General features: G+C 67.5%; 11 protein-coding genes and 2 pseudogenes. 5 read left to right on the top strand and 8 right to left on the bottom strand.

The window, feature by feature from the left end; all coding sequences use genetic code 11:
• Window positions 1-59: 59 nt before the first annotated feature.
• Genes ACWDA7_RS42150 through ACWDA7_RS42140 form a run of 3 tightly spaced genes read right to left on the bottom strand, consistent with a single transcriptional unit; the run spans window position 60 to window position 1,762 of the window.
• Window positions 60-389: a hypothetical protein gene (locus ACWDA7_RS42150; RefSeq protein WP_450612045.1), complete on the bottom strand. Its 330-nt coding sequence runs from the start codon at window positions 387-389 to the stop codon at window positions 60-62.
• A 56-nt stretch (window positions 390-445) separates the two neighbouring features.
• Entirely contained in the window at window positions 446-766 is a 321-nt protein-coding gene (locus ACWDA7_RS42145) for an NIPSNAP family protein (protein WP_450612043.1), read from the bottom strand.
• 30 nt (window positions 767-796) lie between these two features.
• Window positions 797-1,762, bottom strand: coding sequence for an NADP-dependent oxidoreductase (locus tag ACWDA7_RS42140; RefSeq protein WP_450612051.1), 966 nt, complete (start codon window positions 1,760-1,762; stop codon window positions 797-799).
• Between the two features lie 126 nt (window positions 1,763-1,888).
• Between ACWDA7_RS42140 and ACWDA7_RS42135 the strand changes: the two genes are divergently transcribed.
• Both ACWDA7_RS42135 and ACWDA7_RS42130 read left to right on the top strand, forming a co-directional pair.
• The gene (locus tag ACWDA7_RS42135; protein WP_450612041.1) at window positions 1,889-2,869 is read left to right on the top strand and encodes a GlxA family transcriptional regulator; all 981 of its coding nucleotides are present in this window, start codon (window positions 1,889-1,891) and stop codon (window positions 2,867-2,869) included.
• A 97-nt stretch (window positions 2,870-2,966) separates the two neighbouring features.
• Window positions 2,967-3,138: pseudogene (locus ACWDA7_RS42130) on the top strand (site-specific integrase); the annotation flags it as partial.
• 989 nt (window positions 3,139-4,127) lie between these two features.
• Here ACWDA7_RS42130 and ACWDA7_RS42125 read toward each other — a convergent pair.
• From ACWDA7_RS42125 to ACWDA7_RS42110, 4 genes are all read right to left on the bottom strand, one after another.
• Window positions 4,128-4,514 carry a hypothetical protein gene (locus tag ACWDA7_RS42125; RefSeq protein ID WP_450612039.1) on the bottom strand — a complete coding sequence of 129 codons (387 nt, stop codon included), beginning with the start codon at window positions 4,512-4,514 and terminating at the stop codon, window positions 4,128-4,130.
• A 270-nt stretch (window positions 4,515-4,784) separates the two neighbouring features.
• The gene (locus tag ACWDA7_RS42120; RefSeq protein ID WP_450612037.1) at window positions 4,785-5,420 is read right to left on the bottom strand and encodes an MSMEG_1061 family FMN-dependent PPOX-type flavoprotein; all 636 of its coding nucleotides are present in this window, start codon (window positions 5,418-5,420) and stop codon (window positions 4,785-4,787) included.
• Window positions 5,421-5,997: 577 nt separating this feature from the next.
• Window positions 5,998-6,936, bottom strand: coding sequence for a L,D-transpeptidase (locus ACWDA7_RS42115; protein ID WP_450612049.1), 939 nt, complete (start codon window positions 6,934-6,936; stop codon window positions 5,998-6,000).
• Between the two features lie 316 nt (window positions 6,937-7,252).
• Entirely contained in the window at window positions 7,253-7,891 is a 639-nt protein-coding gene (locus ACWDA7_RS42110) for a hypothetical protein (protein ID WP_450612035.1), read from the bottom strand.
• Between the two features lie 1,746 nt (window positions 7,892-9,637).
• On the opposite strand from ACWDA7_RS42110, the gene ACWDA7_RS42105 reads away from it, so the two are divergent.
• From ACWDA7_RS42105 to ACWDA7_RS42095, 3 genes are all read left to right on the top strand, one after another.
• Complete coding sequence (locus tag ACWDA7_RS42105) at window positions 9,638-10,693, top strand: hypothetical protein (protein ID WP_450612033.1); 1,056 nt, start codon at window positions 9,638-9,640, stop codon at window positions 10,691-10,693.
• 257 nt (window positions 10,694-10,950) lie between these two features.
• The gene (locus tag ACWDA7_RS42100) at window positions 10,951-11,982 is read left to right on the top strand and encodes a polymorphic toxin-type HINT domain-containing protein (RefSeq protein WP_450612047.1); all 1,032 of its coding nucleotides are present in this window, start codon (window positions 10,951-10,953) and stop codon (window positions 11,980-11,982) included.
• Between the two features lie 14 nt (window positions 11,983-11,996).
• Complete coding sequence (locus ACWDA7_RS42095; RefSeq protein WP_450612031.1) at window positions 11,997-12,599, top strand: hypothetical protein; 603 nt, start codon at window positions 11,997-11,999, stop codon at window positions 12,597-12,599.
• 597 nt (window positions 12,600-13,196) lie between these two features.
• On the opposite strand, the pseudogene ACWDA7_RS42090 reads toward ACWDA7_RS42095, so the two are convergent.
• Window positions 13,197-13,895, bottom strand: a pseudogene (locus ACWDA7_RS42090) (transposase); the annotation flags it as partial.
• Window positions 13,896-15,010: the final 1,115 nt, after the last annotated feature.

Below are 15,010 nucleotides of genomic sequence, written 5' to 3'. Positions count from 1 at the left end.
GAAGCGTAAAGAACTCCCATCATCGCAGGTCACAAGGCACTTCTTCATTTTCCCAAGCGTCATCCACAGGCATCGGTCGGTGGATCGAGGCTTAGCCTTTCCGTTTCGGTTCGCGTCGGCTGCTCCGGGGTGATCCCTGTTTCGGAGGCCGTGGAGCTGCCGTCGGATGTTGGGCATGCCGAGGGCCCGGCGCGGTGGCCGGGTGCTCCTGGGCCCTCGGGTTGTGGGTGGTCGAATGCCTTCAGATGCACGCCATGGTCGGTGACAGCGAGGGCCGCCGCGAAGCCGATCCGGGCAGCGGCGGTGTGTACCGCCGCGATGAGTGCGCCGGCGGTGGCCTGGGCGACCGACGAGGCGGGCACCGACGCCTGCAATGTGTCGGTGCTCATGAAGGTTCCTTTGTTGCGGTGCTGTGCGGTGGCGGATGAAGCGGCCGTAAGCCGGGTCACCGCAGGGGTGAGGCCGGGGTGGGGACCACGCGGGTGACGACGGTCTTCTCGGGGATCAGCAGGCTGTAGACGACCGGCCCGATCTCGTTCTTCCAGCGGTCGTGCTGGTAGACGGCCGCGTACAGGGCCTCGCTCTGGGCCTCGTCCTCGAACCGGCGGATCCACACGTAGCCGTCCTCATCCTGGGCATCGACGAAGGAGGCGGTCACGTCCATGCCCAGCGAGGCCTGGAACGGGATGACCACGTCCTCCATGTAACGCACCCACTCCTCGCGACGTCCGGGCTGGGCCTCGTAGCGGCGGATCTCGTAGTACACGGTGCTACTCCAAACTGCCGGCGAGGGTGGTCAGTTGGCGACGGTGAGGACTACCTTGCCGCGGGTGCGGCCGGCCTCGAGGCGGGCGTGGGCCGCGCCGGCCTGCTCCAGCGGGAAGGTTTCCTCCACCTCGACGGCGACCTCGTCGGCGTCGATCAGGCCTGCGATCGTGGTCAGCCCCGCGCCGTCCGGCTCGACCAGGTACGGGGTGACCCGCACGCCTGCCGCCTCGGCGGCCGCGGCCAGTTCCGGGGAGACGCCGGCCGGGACGGCGACCAGCAGGCCGCCCGGGCGCAGGACCTTGAGCGAGCGGGTGCTGGTCTGGTCGTGGGCGTCGCCCACCAGGTCGATGACGACGTCGATGTCCTTGGTGGCGTCCTCGAAGCGGGTGGTGGTGTAGTCGATGGTCTCGTCGGCGCCGAGCTCCTTGAGCCAGGGGTGGCGTGCGGCGCTGGCGGTGGCGATCACGTGGGCGCCCAGGTGCCGGGCGAACTGGACCGCGAAGTGGCCCACCCCGCCGGCGGCGGCCGTGATCAGGACGCGCTGGCCGGCCTGCACGTGGGCGGTGTCGACCACGGTCTGCCAGGCGGTCAGCGCCGCCAGCGGCACGGCGGCCGCGTGCACGTGGTCCAGGGTGGCCGGCTTGCGGGCCCACTGGCGGGCCGGGGCGGTCACGTACTCGGCGTAGCCGCCGGCGGCGCGCGGGAACCACGGCATGCCGTACACCTCGTCGCCGGGCGCGAGCGTGGTGACGCCGAAGCCGACCTCCTCGACGACACCGGAAACGTCCCAGCCCAGGATCAGCGGGAACCTCTGCAGTCCCGCCATGCCCTGACCCTCGCGGGTCTTCCAGTCCACCGGGTTGACGCCGGCGGCGTGCACTCGCACCAGCACCTCGGTCGGCAGCGGCTCGGGGCGCACGACCTCCTCGACGGTCAGCACCTCCGGCCCGCCGAACTCCGTGACGGTGACAGCCCGCATGGTGTGCTCACTCATTTCGTCCTCGCTCATGTCCGTCTCACTGTTTCTTTTGCCGGACCGCGGTCCGGCAAAAGAAACAGTGGCGTGTGCTCGCGGAGGCGGGTGAGTGGCCGGAGAGTCACCTGTCGTACTATTCCGGCCATGCCGCATCGTGTTGCCGTTCTCGCCCTCGACGGAGTCCTGCCGCTGGACCTGGGCATCCCGGCCCGGGTGTTCAACGAGGCCTGTGAACCGGACGGGACTCGTCTGTACTCCGTCGTCACCTGCTCCCTCGGCGGCCGGCCGGTACGCACGCACGAGGACTACCGGATCGTCGTCGACCACGACGAGTCGGCGCTGGAGACTGCGGACACCGTCGTTCTGGCCACGCAGGAGCCCAGCGAGCGCCTGCTCGCGACCGGCGCGCTCCCCGAGGAACTCGCTGCGGCGCTGGACCGGATAGGGCCGCGGACCCGTATCGTCAGCCTGTGCACGTCGGCCTTCCTGCTCGCGGCGGCCGGTCTGCTGTACGGTCGGCGGGCCACCACGCACTGGGCGCTGTGTGACGCGCTGGCGCGGCTGTTCCCGGACGTCGAGGTCGATCCGGACGTGCTGTTCGTCGACAACGGACGCATCCTGACGTCCGCCGGCGGAGCAGCCGGCATCGACCTGTGCCTGCACCTGGTCCGTCTGGACCACGGGGCGGCTGTGGCCTCGGCCGCCGCGCACCGCTGCGTGGTGGCGCCGTGGCGCGAGGGCGGGCAGGCGCAGTTCATTGAGCACCCCGTTCCGCAGGACACCGGCCGTTCCACTTCGGCGACCCGGCAGTGGGCGCTGGACCGGCTCGCCGAGCCGATCACACTGGAGGACATGGCCCGGCACGCGCACATGAGCGTGCGCACCTTTACCCGGCGGTTCCGCAGCGAGGTGGGCAGCAGCCCGCTGAAGTGGCTGGCGCAGCGGCGGCTGGCCCACGCGCGCCTGCTGCTGGAGTCCACCGACCTCACCGTCGCGCGGATCGCCACCGCCTGCGGCTTCGGCGACCCTGTCGCACTGCGCAAGCACTTCCACACGCACCTGGGCCTGTCACCACTGGCCTACCGTCGCGCCCACAACGCACCGGAGCCTATGACGGCACAGTGACCACCCAGCCGGGCCATGGCCGCGACAACACCCCACCAATCGCCCGGTGCATCAAGTGACCCACGCAAAGGAAGGCGCGAGACGCGTGGCGCTCAGCGTGATCGACCAGATCATGGGATGGGAGCCGGGAGGCGCCGCCTGGATGCGGGCGCGGTACCTGCATGTGACCGACCCCATGTTGAAGGAGGCGGCCCGAAAGATCGAGCCGAGCCATCTGGGGAGCGCCGGAAACACCGTCTGTGGACAAAAACCAGGACAACGACGGCTGAGTGAACAACGAAGCGGCCCCGCTGTGATCAGCGGGGCCGCTTCGTCTCGCCTGTTCAGGCGGCTGCGGAGGATACGAGATTCGAACTCGTGAGGGGTTGCCTCCAACACGTTGTCCAATGTGCTGGCACCTGTCATGGCCGCGTCCAGGGGAGTTCACCTGGGTTCCAGGCCGCCTGGCCCTCCGCGCTGGGACGGCTTCGGGTCCCGCCTGAACGACCGTAACGGGGGCTGAATGAGACGGGAACTGAGACGGCCCGGTGTATGGCCGAGTCGTCACGTGGGCGGTGTGACCTTCTGATCCGTTCGGTGAGGCGCTTCGTCTCGGATATTGCGACCTTGTCGAAGTCGGCGATGCGGCGCGCAAAGGCGTCGACGAAGTCGTCGGGCTTGCCTGCCTGGCACAGACCTGGCTGACCATCAGAGCAGCCTGAGCGGCGAGACGACATCACGAATTAACCCTCAGTAACTACCCAGTCCTGGGGGACTTCAGGCAGGGCGTGTCACACCTTCAGGTTGTGACCTGTCAATTAGTGAGGCAGGAGGTGACGCGCGGAGTGCGTCATCCGTCAGCGTCAAGAAATTGAGGACATACCCATCTACGAGCCCGCCCCGAGCGATATCGACGAGGCACCGTCCTCCCTGCACCACCGGACCTCATCCAAGGTCCGACAAGACCCCGGAGGCGCGCGCCGCGACCTGTCCTGCCCTGACTGTATCGGCCGCGTCTCCGGTCCCCTGGCTGCCCATACGGGCGGGCGCTGAACACAGGCTTTGAGGTGTGGCCTCATCCTGATCAGGTCGATCACCGGGTCTGTCGACGTCGGTCGCCGCGCTCCACGCTGCGACCGGCTGGCCGCTGGCGGTCGGCGCCGACCGCCCTCGTACGCTGCTGTTGGTGTCAGACGTTGATGTCAGACATCAACTGGACCCTTGACTATGTCCACGGGCCCCGTTGCTTCCCGGTCCGTCTGGCACGGTGGAGGCCGCATCAGCTCCTGGCAACTGTGAAGGCGACCTCACCATTCGTGCCGAAGATCGGCTCACCGACTAGCGTTAGCCCCGACGAGACGATGCCCATAGCGGCGAGCGCGTCGTCTTCGGACGTCGCGGCTACGTGTACTTTTGCTTGGTCCTCGTTCAGGTCGGTGACGTCGACTGGAGGCACTGGTGGCAGGGCCTGCCTGGGCTGCTCATCGATCGGTCCGCTGATCTGCAGTAGCAAGGTGCGACAGATCCCCTCCTCGGTGATGCTGTCGCGCATGGGTCCGGCATACGGAAAGGCGTCGGTGAGACTCTCGTCCACTGCGTCTACGGCCGCGAATTCACGACCGATCACCGTGACAAGCGCCGTGCCGGGCCGGAGTTCATTCGTCATGGCGCGGAGTCTGGCACGGGCCACCGGGAGGCTCCGCGGGCGGTGGAGTTTCAGGGGCCGAACCAAGAACTCGCTGGGGGACACCAGTTCTTCTGGAAGTGATGCGCCAAGTCTCCCACCTCGGGTCCTGCCAGGGGGTATCGCTCTGACGTGCGCCGACATGGTCGCCGACTGTCATCGTTTGTCAACGTCGGTTCGCCTCGCGCGGCCCAGGGACGGCCCGGAAACCAGGACTCAACACCTGATGCGTGTCGCCGCGGCGAATCGATGTCAGGCCAGTCGGTGCAGGAGGGAGTCACGCTGATCCTGCTCGACCTCGGCGAGCGTCAAGTGGGGGTCGCGCTGATGAGCAAGAGCGACCTCGGCCGGCGTCGGCTGCTCCTCCTTGAGCGGCCATGCCTCGGGGTGCCAGATCTTCGACCGGACGAACGCCTTAGCGCAGTGGACGTACACTTCGTCGGCCCGCACGACCAGCGCAGTTTTCGGCGGCTTGCCGACCGGGGTTAGCCGCGCCAGCAGGTCTTCATCGGCCGTGATCCAGGCTGCGCCGTTGACACGAAGCGTCGTGTCCCGGCCAGGGATGACGAAGTTGAGCCCGGCGTGCCCGTTGGCCAGGATATTGCGATAGCTATCCAGCCGATTGTTCCCCGTGGCGTCCGGAATCACTACATGACGCTCGTCGAGGACCGTGACGAAACCGGGGGTGCCGCCCCGAGGGGCCACGTCGCAGCGGCCATCGGCATCGCTGGTGGCGACGAACACCACGGGCGAGACCGCGATGAGGCGGCGCGACATCTCGTCGATGTGGTCGAGTTCTTTGCGTACCGCCCGCTCTCCGGGGGTCGCGTACAACTCTCGGAGCTGCGCCTCACTGGTCAGAGCTCGGGGTATCTGCGTGTCATCCACTCTGGCGATCATAGCCCTGCGGGTCGAAGACACCTTTGGGCGAGTGACGTTAAAGATCCCCGGACCGAGCGATCCGGGGGTCTTTTCGCTGGTCGGTCTAACAGGATTTGAACCTGTGGCCTCATCCTTATCAGGTCGATCACAGGGGACCGTCGACGTCGGCCAACCGGGCCTGCGCCTCGGCCGATCGTCCACTGAGGTCCGGCGCAGACCGCTGCTGTTCGGGCTTGTTGGTGTCAGCCGCTGGTGTCAGCCGCCGCACGCAGTCTTGACAAGGGCTGTCTCATCCGGCGCAGAGCACCAGTTTGGAAGACTGCCCCACCGGCTCCCTCATTGACCACGAGTAGCGGCACCTTCTGGCGCGTGTGTGGCACCCCGGGCGGTCACCAATGCCGTCATCTTCTGCCGTCAGGAGCCGCAAAGCACCGGCATCCCACCAACGGCTGGAGCCAGTGCTTAGAAGATGCGGGCATAACCCGGTAGCCCGGTCCGGCCGACGCCGATCGCCGCCCCGGGCGAGCTGCGGGCCCTCCCGCAGAACGGGTGGCGACAGCGGGAACAGCGCCGCCGCAGCGCGTCACAGCGTCGCGGTCGTCTGCTCCCCGGACGCGCTGCCAGCGAGCCACTGGTCCCATCCCAGGTTGAAGTCGGCGTAGCCGTTGTCGGCCGGGGCCTTGGCACGGGGCGAGCCAGTGATGGTGACCGGGTCGCCCTGCTTGACCTGACCGTAGAACCACTTGGCGTCCGACATGGACAAATGGACGCAGCCGTGCGAGCCGCGGGCGCTGCCGCTGCCCGGAGTGGGGTCGCCGGTCGAGTAGTGCACATACGTGCCGGACTGGGTGAGGTGGACGTCCCAGGGAAGCGTCAGATCGTAGTAGTTGGGGCTGCCCTTGTCGCAGCTGATGCCAACGCTGCAGGAGGTCATGTGGACCTTCTCCTGCTTGTCGATGACGGCCATCGTGCCGTTCCACGTCGGATACTGGGCGCTGCCTGCATTGATCGACAGGGTTCGTAGCGCCTTGCCGTTCCGGGTCACCTTCATGGTGTGGCCGGTCACCGAGACCTCCGCGCGCACGTCGTCGCCGATCTTGAAGGTGTGTGTGTAGCCGTGCACGCCGTAGCGTCCGTTGCCGTTGCTGACGCCCTTCAGGTCAGCGTCGATCTTCACCTGCGTGCCGGAGGGCCAGTATGTCTTCGGCCGCCAGTCGGCGCGCCTGTCGCCCATCCAGTGCCAGGCGCCGGCCACCGGCTGCGAGGCGCTCACCTTCATGTGCTTCTCGACCGTGGCCCGTGCCTTCGCCGCCACCGGGTTCGTGAAGACCACTGAGATCGGCATGGCCACTCCGACCGTGGTTCCCGTCTGCGGGGTGATCGTCTCCAGCAGCATCGGCGGGCCCGCAGGCTTCGTCGGTGACGGCGAGGCACTCGCACTCGCCTTTCCCGACGCCTTTGCGTCGCCTCCGCTCGCCTTGTCACTGCCGCCCCCGCCGCAGCCACTGGCGCCCACCAGCATCGCGACCGTGACGAGTGCAATCCCTATGCCACCCCTGCGCCCTCCCACGACCTGCTCCGCTCTCTCGCTCCCCGGCCCAGACAGGCCCACTCCCTGTCAGACAGCGACGACGTAGGCCGCAGTTGCGTGCGCCACGTAGATCTTTAGTGATCCACGTCACTCAAACTTCGATGGCGCGCGCTCAACGTTCAATGACACAGGAGAAAGTGGGGTCTCCTGTGCCATCGAGCCTTGATCGTTGCCGCGGATGTTGCTGATCATCAGCTCTGTGCCATCAGAGTTTGGGTGGCACAGGGCGCCTAAGTACTAGGTGTGGTCAGTGCTTCCACTTGCTCGGCGTGAACGGTCCGGTCTCGGGGGCCACGCACGCATCGACGGTGGTCTCCTCGCTGGCCGCTGAACCCTCCAGACAGAGCCGGCCACCCTTGACACGCAGGTCGAGAAAGAACCGCGTGGTCGCGCCGGACTGCTTGAGGTCGTGGATGCGTTCGTCGGTGTAGCCGAGGCCGTTCAGTATCTTCCTGACTTTGGCGGGGGTGGGGTCTGTCAGATCCCAGAGCGCCTGGGCGATGCGCTCTTCATGGAGGGTGCTCGCGCACCAGTCGCGAGCGTCCAGCTCCGCCTCCGGGCCCGTGGGGGCGCGGGGCGCCTCAAGGGCCTCGGTCGCGGGATCATCGGTCGGCAGCGTCTTCGCCGACGAGGGGCCCGAGGGACACGACTGCGCAACCTTGTTCAACATCGCGGTGAAAGCTGCCTGTTGATCCGAGCTGGCGGGCACCTCGGGGTGCGGAGCGCCGACGGCTTCGGCGGCCTTGCCCTGCGATCCCGCGGCACTTGTCTTCTCGATGCCGCAAGCGGCGAGCGACAGAGCGGCGAAGGCCGTCAGCGCGAGGACGCGCCGTGAGCGGCGCGGGGAGCGGGCAACCGTGCTGGTCAGGGCAGCAGTTCGTGTCATGTGCACAGCCTCCGAGTAAGCCTCCCGCTGCACATGAGTATGTGTACTCAACAAGCTCGTGTTCAGCGACCCAGGTCATGTGAGGCGGGACAGCGATCATTCGAATCAATGGCACAGGACAGGGGGCAAGTCACGGTCACGACAGGGGCGGCAGGACTTCGTGGACGAACACCCCAAGACAGTCTTCGCGGGTGGCACCGTCGCCGTGGTAGTCCGCGTCGCTGGTGAGACGCACGCCGAACGCCACCTGTGTGCTGATGTGAGCCCTGGTGACCTTTTGCGAAGCCGAGACGGCCCGAGAACGCAGCAAGTACCTGTGGATCGGCGGGGAGGGCCTAGGGCACGCGCAACGTCCATGGTTTAGGTGGGTCGGTCGAGGCGCGCCCAGGACGCTGGTCGCGGGGTCATCGACGGCAGTCGATAGCCACCTTCGGGTGCGGTGGCTGCTGTACTTGGCTGCTGTGTGGCAGCGGTGAGTCAGGGCGGTCCAGTCGGTCAGGGCCGAGTCGGGTACCGTCCAACCGGTGTCGGTCCTTGGCAAGGATGCCTTGCTCCTCCGGCTGGCGTCTCCAAACAGGAGGCGGACATCGGGCACGGTGTTGTGGAAGCGGGGAAGTCAAGGGCCGACCCACCCCCCACACCTCTGGCGACGGTCACCGCGTCCGGATGAAGGCCGACCTCTCCGATCGCCGACAGTGGCTCCACCAGATCGGCCGGCTGCACTGTCGCGGGGATGCAGATGATCAGGTTGTTCACAGTGCGATCACCGTCGGTAGCTCCTCCAACAGCGGACCTTGTGGCACGTGAGTGGCACGCCCGCGATCATGCGAAAGGGCCAGTTCGAGGGAATCAAGCCTCTGAACTGGCCCTTCATCGTGTGCCCCCGGCAGGATTCGAACCTGCGACACCTGCTTTAGGAGAGACCCTATAGGTGTCCCTCTCTGTGGTGATTTTCCCCGGGGTTCACCGTTCCTCCTGGTCAGCGAGCTGAGTCCTTCCGTCCCCGTCCGATCCTTCCCCGCCTTTACTCGGCCTTCCGTTCCCATGACGTTCCCATGAGGGCTCCCGCGAGCCCATGGGAACGAGGGTGGGGGAGTCGGCTGAGGTCAGCTGCGGCCGTCGAAGCGGTGAGCACCGCAGACCCCTTGGGGGCGACAAACGCCCCGGCCCTCATCACGGTTGAGGCCCTCGGCCGTCTCCGGCCCTGTAGAAGCCGCTGAGGACACGCTAGAGGCTCAGGCTTTTCTGCGAGACCAGTCCGTGCAGGACGGCCGACATCTCCGGCTGGCCGACCTAGAGTCTGATCCTCAACGCGGCGAGGTCTCTCGCTTGCTCCAGGCTCCATTCCGACTGTGATGTTGATCTCACAGTGACGGAGGGTATGGAAGGCGTCGGTTCGGTAAGAGGTCGACAAGGCGGTTCTCACAAGCTCCACACAGCATCCGCCCAGTTCCCTCGTGGGTGCCACGGTTGCCAGGCGTAATTGCCCTGTGTGACAACGCCCTTGCCCAGTGGATCACCGACGTGTCTATGGTGGCGTCCGCTCCTGGAAGGACCTGACCAGTCCGCTTGCCCCGGAGTGATCGGCGCGTCCCTGGGGGGAAGCGCCAAACAACATGAGGTCCCAGAACTCACGCGGGCCTGACGTTCCCCTCCCGGGAGTGCGCCTGAAGCAGCCACCCCCTACAGAGAGGGCTGCGCGTGTTGCGTAGACCTGTACGAAAGCAGGGCAAACGCCCCAGATGGATGGCGGGCCTGGCGACTCCGGTCGTCCCGCTTGCCTCCCTCGCTCTCCTCGCCACCATGGCGGTGCACCCGGAGCCGACCTCCGACCGTGATCCGCAGACTAGCCCGGTCGCCGACTCCTACGACGGATACGACACCCAAGCCGCCGAGCAATTACGCCTGGACCAGTGCCTGATGGCCGACGGCCTGCGCAGAGGCGGGCCGAACCTGTACAGCCTGGCCAACACCTCCCTGCCGCTGCCGGCGGACCAACTGCATCAGAAGGCAGACCGCACCTACGGCACCGGTGCATTCACTCAGGCATGGCAGAAGGACAGTGACGACTCCGACGCCTGGGTGAAGAAGGCCGAGGACACCGACCTGTCATGGAAGAACACCGTCAGCGGCCTGGACGACTACCCCGGCTCTCCCAAAGCGGAGAAGATCTTCGACAAAACGGGGATGCTTCCCTGGCTCTACCAGTCGTACTTCAAGTCGGTCGACTTGCTGTCACCGTTCTACGACCCCTCACCGCAGGCGGACGACAAGACCAAAAAGGCCGCCCTCGCCATCGGGGACCCGCTGTACACCAGCAGTGGGACGAGCGAGGAGCAGGAAGCCTGGAAGCTCTGGAAGAAGAACTCCGGAAACGCCGTCCCCAACGAGCTATTCGTTCCGCGGGTGTTCGACGACGACGCCCGCATCTTCCTCGCCTCCGGCGGCTTCCCCAGGACCGCGCCGACGCCGGACACCCCGGAGTTCCGCATCGCGGTCGAGGATCTGAAGTCCCGGTTCGCTTCGTGCGCCTGGCACGACCCGATCGACCCGAACCGGGTGCTCGGCAAGGAGGTGGCGCAGGCGTCCGGCGAGTGGCAGCAGGAAAGGCTAAGCAGATCGACACCGGCACCGTCCCCGACGGCAACGGCGGCTCGATCGGCAACGTGTTCTACGTCATCGACCACATCGAGAAGGTCGGCGACCCGAAAGTCGTCAACAAGACGGACGGCTGCGACGGCTGGATCGACAAGCTCTTCTACAAGGGTGACTGCACCATCACCGAGAAGATCCGGTACGTAGCGGTCCTCGACTTGTACCTGTGCACCGCGCAGGACCTGGACCCGCAGAAGTTCACCTGCCCCTCCGAGGCCACGGACTACATCGGCCAGATCCGGACCAAGGAACTGTCCCAGACGGTCACGCACACCATCACGATCGAGGAGTACCAGAGCAACATCGACCCGGTCGACATCCTCTTCGGCAGCTGGATCAAGTGCGCCCAGAAGCTCACCCCCGGCGGAGAGAGTGGAAGCTGGGGCGGATGCGCCTGGGCGGCTGTGGACGTGGCCCCCCTGTTCGCGGGCAAGGCCATCCGGCCCATCGCGGACGCGCTGCGCGCCGTGGACGCAGCGTTCGCCACCGGCATCGGTGTCCGGGACGCCCTTAAGGCGCTCAAGGCGATCGAAGGCGTCGACGCGGCGGCGGTCGCCGCGATCGAGAGGGAGGTGGAGATCTACGAAGAGGTTGTGACCGCCTGTCGGGTCAACAGCTTCCCCGGCACCACCGAAGTGGTCCTGGCCGACGGCAGCCGCAAGGCGCTGCGTGACGTGCGGACCGGCGAACTGCTGCTGACCTCCGACCCGGAGACCGGACGCACGCAGGGCGAGCCCGTCACCCGTACCTTCCGGCACGGCGCCGACGACCTGGTCGAGGTGACGCTGACCGACGGCGGCCGCCTCACCAGCACCCCCGGGCACCGGATCTTCGTGTCCGGTCGCGGCTGGACTCTGGCCTCCGTCCTTCGCCCTGGGGACGCCCTGCGTACCCCGGGCGGCGTGCGCACCGTGGCAGCGGTGACCGACCGGCACGAGGCGACCCCGCGGACGGTGTACGACCTGACCGTCTCCGGCCTGCACACCTTCTACGCCGTGGCGGGTGACAGCCCGGTCCTGGTCCACAACTGCAGCGACCTCGTGGCCGACGGACAGAAGTTCTCCGGGCAGGCCCACACGCTCGACGAGCACACGGCCGGGATCGTCAGCCCGGAGAGGGCCAAGGAACTGGCCATCGAGAAGACGGCGAAGTACGGGCGCACCACGCCCAACAGCCTGTTCGTCGACCAGCAGACCGCCCAGCAGGTCGTCGACTACGCACTGGCCAACAACGCGAACCGGATCAAGACCTGGCTCTCGAAGACCAGGGACCCGGACCTGGACTTCGAGGGCTTCTTCGGGGCGAAGAACTCGCTCGGCAAGGTCTACTACCCGGACGGGTCTATGAAGGTGGCGGGCAGCGGGTACTACATCAAGCTCGTGCGCGCCAAGGGGCACAAGGCCGGCTTCTACGTGCAGACGTGTTACCCGAAGTGAGAAGGTGAGGCACGATGCCACGCTTTACGCTGTTCGACTTCGGTGTGTCGAGGGTCATGGCTTCCTTCCATCAGGACTGGATCCACGACGGGGACACGGCTGCCGACGTCGTCGCCAAACACCTCGCGGAGTCGGTCGACGAGGAGGCACTGGCCGTGCGCCGTGACGCACGGGTTCTCGGCGGCCTTCCCTCCCCGACGCTGGAGGTGCTGTGGGACGCCGGGGCGCAGTACATGCCGGGCTTCGAACGTCTGGGAGGCGGAGCCGAGTGGACGCGCACGGTCGTCGGCCTGTGTGACGCCCGGCTGTCGGCGAACGCGGATGTACACGCGCTCACGGGGGCGGACGCCGAGGACGGCACCGCCTGCCTCGACGCGGTCGTCGCCGAGATCGAGGGCGCCCGGTTCCTCACGGCCGAGGTGCGGTCGGCACTCACCGACTGCGCGCGCCACTGCACCCCGGACGTGGCGTTCCGGGTGCTGCTGAGAGTTATTAGATGCGCCCCCGAAGCCTCGCTGTCCTCAGAGCAGTACACAAGGCTGGAGGCCGTCGGATCGGCCCTGCGGTACGGCGAGTTCGTCGTTGACAGTGTCAGGTACCTGGTCCAGGAGCCCTGACGGCAGGAGGCATGCGCCGGCCTCGGACGCCGGTCGTTCCCGCGCGTCAGGAACGCGTAGCGCGGGTGCGCCGGACCGACGCCGGACCGGGGGCGGGCGGAGAACGAATCCGGCCGCCCCGGGGCATGTCCCGGCCCGGGCGCCGCCTCCCTCCCGCGCCAACCGGTGCGGGCGCCGGGGCAGACGGTGGCCCTGCCCGTCCACGACGCCCTGGCCGCGCTCCCCGTACGGGGGGATAACCGCACCGGCTACGAAACGTACGTAGTTCAAGCACTAGACCGACGCCGACCACGACGGCTGCAACACCCGCGCCGAAGTCCTCAAAGCCGAAGCCGTCACCGCCCCCGAGCAGGGGCCGAACTGCACCCTGACCGGAGGCGAGGGGTGCTCCCCCTACGACGACCGCCAGATCTCCGGCCCCCGCGCCTGGACATCGACCACCTCGTTCCCGTAGGAGCATGTCTCAGTAACGGGTAACTGACCGGGTGGTCGTGATCGCTGGGATCGATCGCGGTCGCCCGGCCGGTGTTCTGCGGCGGCGGTGGCGGGTCCTTTCGGTTCGGGAATCGACCGGACGGGGGCTGACGGCCGGGCCGGTCAGGCGTTCGCCGCGGTGTGACCGGCTGATCCGGCGTGTCGGAAGATCTTGCGGAAGTTGTGGCAGGCGGCCAGCAGGCGCCACTCTCCTCGGGCGCCGTCCTCGCCGCGTAGGAGGAGCTGGCGGCCGTTGTGGCAGGTCATGATCTGCCCGAAGACGGGTTCGACGATGGCCTTGCGGCGGCTGTAGGCGGCCCGTCCGGGCTTGGTCCGCAGCTTGCGGGCCATACGCTCCTTCAAGGTCGCGTTCTTGGGGATGCGTCCGCGGGGTGCGGGCGGGACCTATTCGTCGTGACCGAGGCGGCCAGTGGCCATGAACGTGTCGGTGCCACAGGCCAGTTGGCGTTCCTTCGCGGCTTCGAGGTTCGTCTCGGAGCAGTAGCCGGCGTCGACCAGGGCCTGCCTGGGGTGGGCGCCGGTGTTGCGCGCGGACTGGTCGAGCATGCTGGTGTAGTTCAGCGCGTCGGACGCGTTGGTCGTCACGTCGGCGGCGGTGATGACCTGATGCTGCTCGTCGATGACGGCCTGGGCGCTGTAGGCCTGGATGTAGGCGCCGTCGCTGTTCTTCATGATCCGTGAGTCGGGGTCGGTGAAGTTGGCCTGGGCCTTCGGCTTGGGCCGGGCTGTGGCGGCGACCTGCTCGCCCGCGTCGGTGGCGGCCCGTTCGTCGCGGACGCCGGCGCGCTGCTGGCGTCGGCGGGTCAGGAACGCTTCGTGAATGTCGTCGCGGGCCTCTCAGCGGATGCGTAGGCGGCGGAGCCAGTGCAGGAGGGCGGAATTCCGCTTCGACGACCCAGCGGTGGACGCCCAGGCTGGAGCCGTGCTCGACGCCGCGGCGGCCGATGACGGGGCGAATGCCCAGGTCGCGCAGGTCTCGGCGGTAGGTGTCGTAGTCGTGGCCGCGGTCGGCGTAGAGCATGCCGGGACGCCTTCGGGGGCGGCCACGTTTTCCCTTGAGTGGAGCACCGACGTTAAGGGGCACCGCTTCCCGCCTCTGCACGACGGGTGCAGCGGCAGTTGCTGGAACTTGAAGGCTGCCTCCCACCCCCGCTGACCAAGAGGTCAGCGGGGGTCGTTGATGTCGGCTGGCGTGGCGGAGGGGCTGATGTGCGGGATGAGTCCGTACAGGATGCTCGGGCGGATCTCGGGCTGGCCGACGTAGCCGCAGGCGTGCGGGCAGGGCACCCACTACCAGGGCTGGGTGTACGGGGCGCGCAGGGACTCGCGGGAGCGGTCGGGTCGTCGGCCGCGCAGCGGCGTCCGACGCGGCCTCTCAGGGCGCAGCCGGTGCACAGGCCGAATGCGTCGCGGTAGGGGCCGCAGCATTCCTCCTCCAGGGCGCGAGCGCGCCTACGGCTCCGGGCAGAGGTACCAGGGCACCTGCTCACAGCGTCCATCTTTTGCCGGGCCAACGGGGAAACGAAGACCCGGTCGTAGACGCCAGGAGATGTGAGCAGACGCGGATTGGCGCAGAAGGTGTTCAAGCCGGAGGTGAGCACCCGATGAGTGCCTCCGCTGCATCCTCACCCTCCGTATCTGCAGCACCCCCGAACCGACCCTCATGCTGCCCGACGCCGGCCGCTGTCCACTGGCAACGGCTGGAACACGATGGGCGTCTGCCCCTCCGCAACTGCGGCTACTCGGGGGTAATGTCGCCGCCGGCCGGAAGCACAGGACCGGCGGGTGAGTGCGGAGGGGCCCTCATGGCGACGGACATATCTGCGGACACGGCGGCCGCCGACGAGCGTTGGCAGCGCATGTGGAGCCATCGCGAGCAGCTGCTCAAGGTGGCCCGGCGGCGATCCATGAACCAG

It is taken from the genome of Streptomyces sp. NPDC001156, assembly GCF_053598275.1.
The sequence above is the reverse complement of the archived record's forward strand: the minus strand, read 5'-3'. Positions and strand labels throughout refer to the sequence as shown.

Excerpts from the sequence above, each read along its gene's own strand:
- ACWDA7_RS42105 (WP_450612033.1), top strand. The coding sequence starts at position 9,638 with ATGGCGGGCCTGGCGACTCCGGTCGTCCCGCTTGCCTCCCTCGCTCTC.
- ACWDA7_RS42140 (WP_450612051.1), bottom strand. The coding sequence starts at position 1,762 with ATGAGTGAGCACACCATGCGGGCTGTCACCGTCACGGAGTTCGGCGGG.
- ACWDA7_RS42095 (WP_450612031.1), top strand. The coding sequence starts at position 11,997 with ATGCCACGCTTTACGCTGTTCGACTTCGGTGTGTCGAGGGTCATGGCT.
- ACWDA7_RS42125 (WP_450612039.1), bottom strand. The coding sequence starts at position 4,514 with ATGACGAATGAACTCCGGCCCGGCACGGCGCTTGTCACGGTGATCGGT.
- ACWDA7_RS42135 (WP_450612041.1), top strand. The coding sequence starts at position 1,889 with ATGCCGCATCGTGTTGCCGTTCTCGCCCTCGACGGAGTCCTGCCGCTG.
- ACWDA7_RS42150 (WP_450612045.1), bottom strand. The coding sequence starts at position 389 with ATGAGCACCGACACATTGCAGGCGTCGGTGCCCGCCTCGTCGGTCGCC.
- ACWDA7_RS42115 (WP_450612049.1), bottom strand. The coding sequence starts at position 6,936 with ATGCTGGTGGGCGCCAGTGGCTGCGGCGGGGGCGGCAGTGACAAGGCG.
- ACWDA7_RS42110 (WP_450612035.1), bottom strand. The coding sequence starts at position 7,891 with ATGACACGAACTGCTGCCCTGACCAGCACGGTTGCCCGCTCCCCGCGC.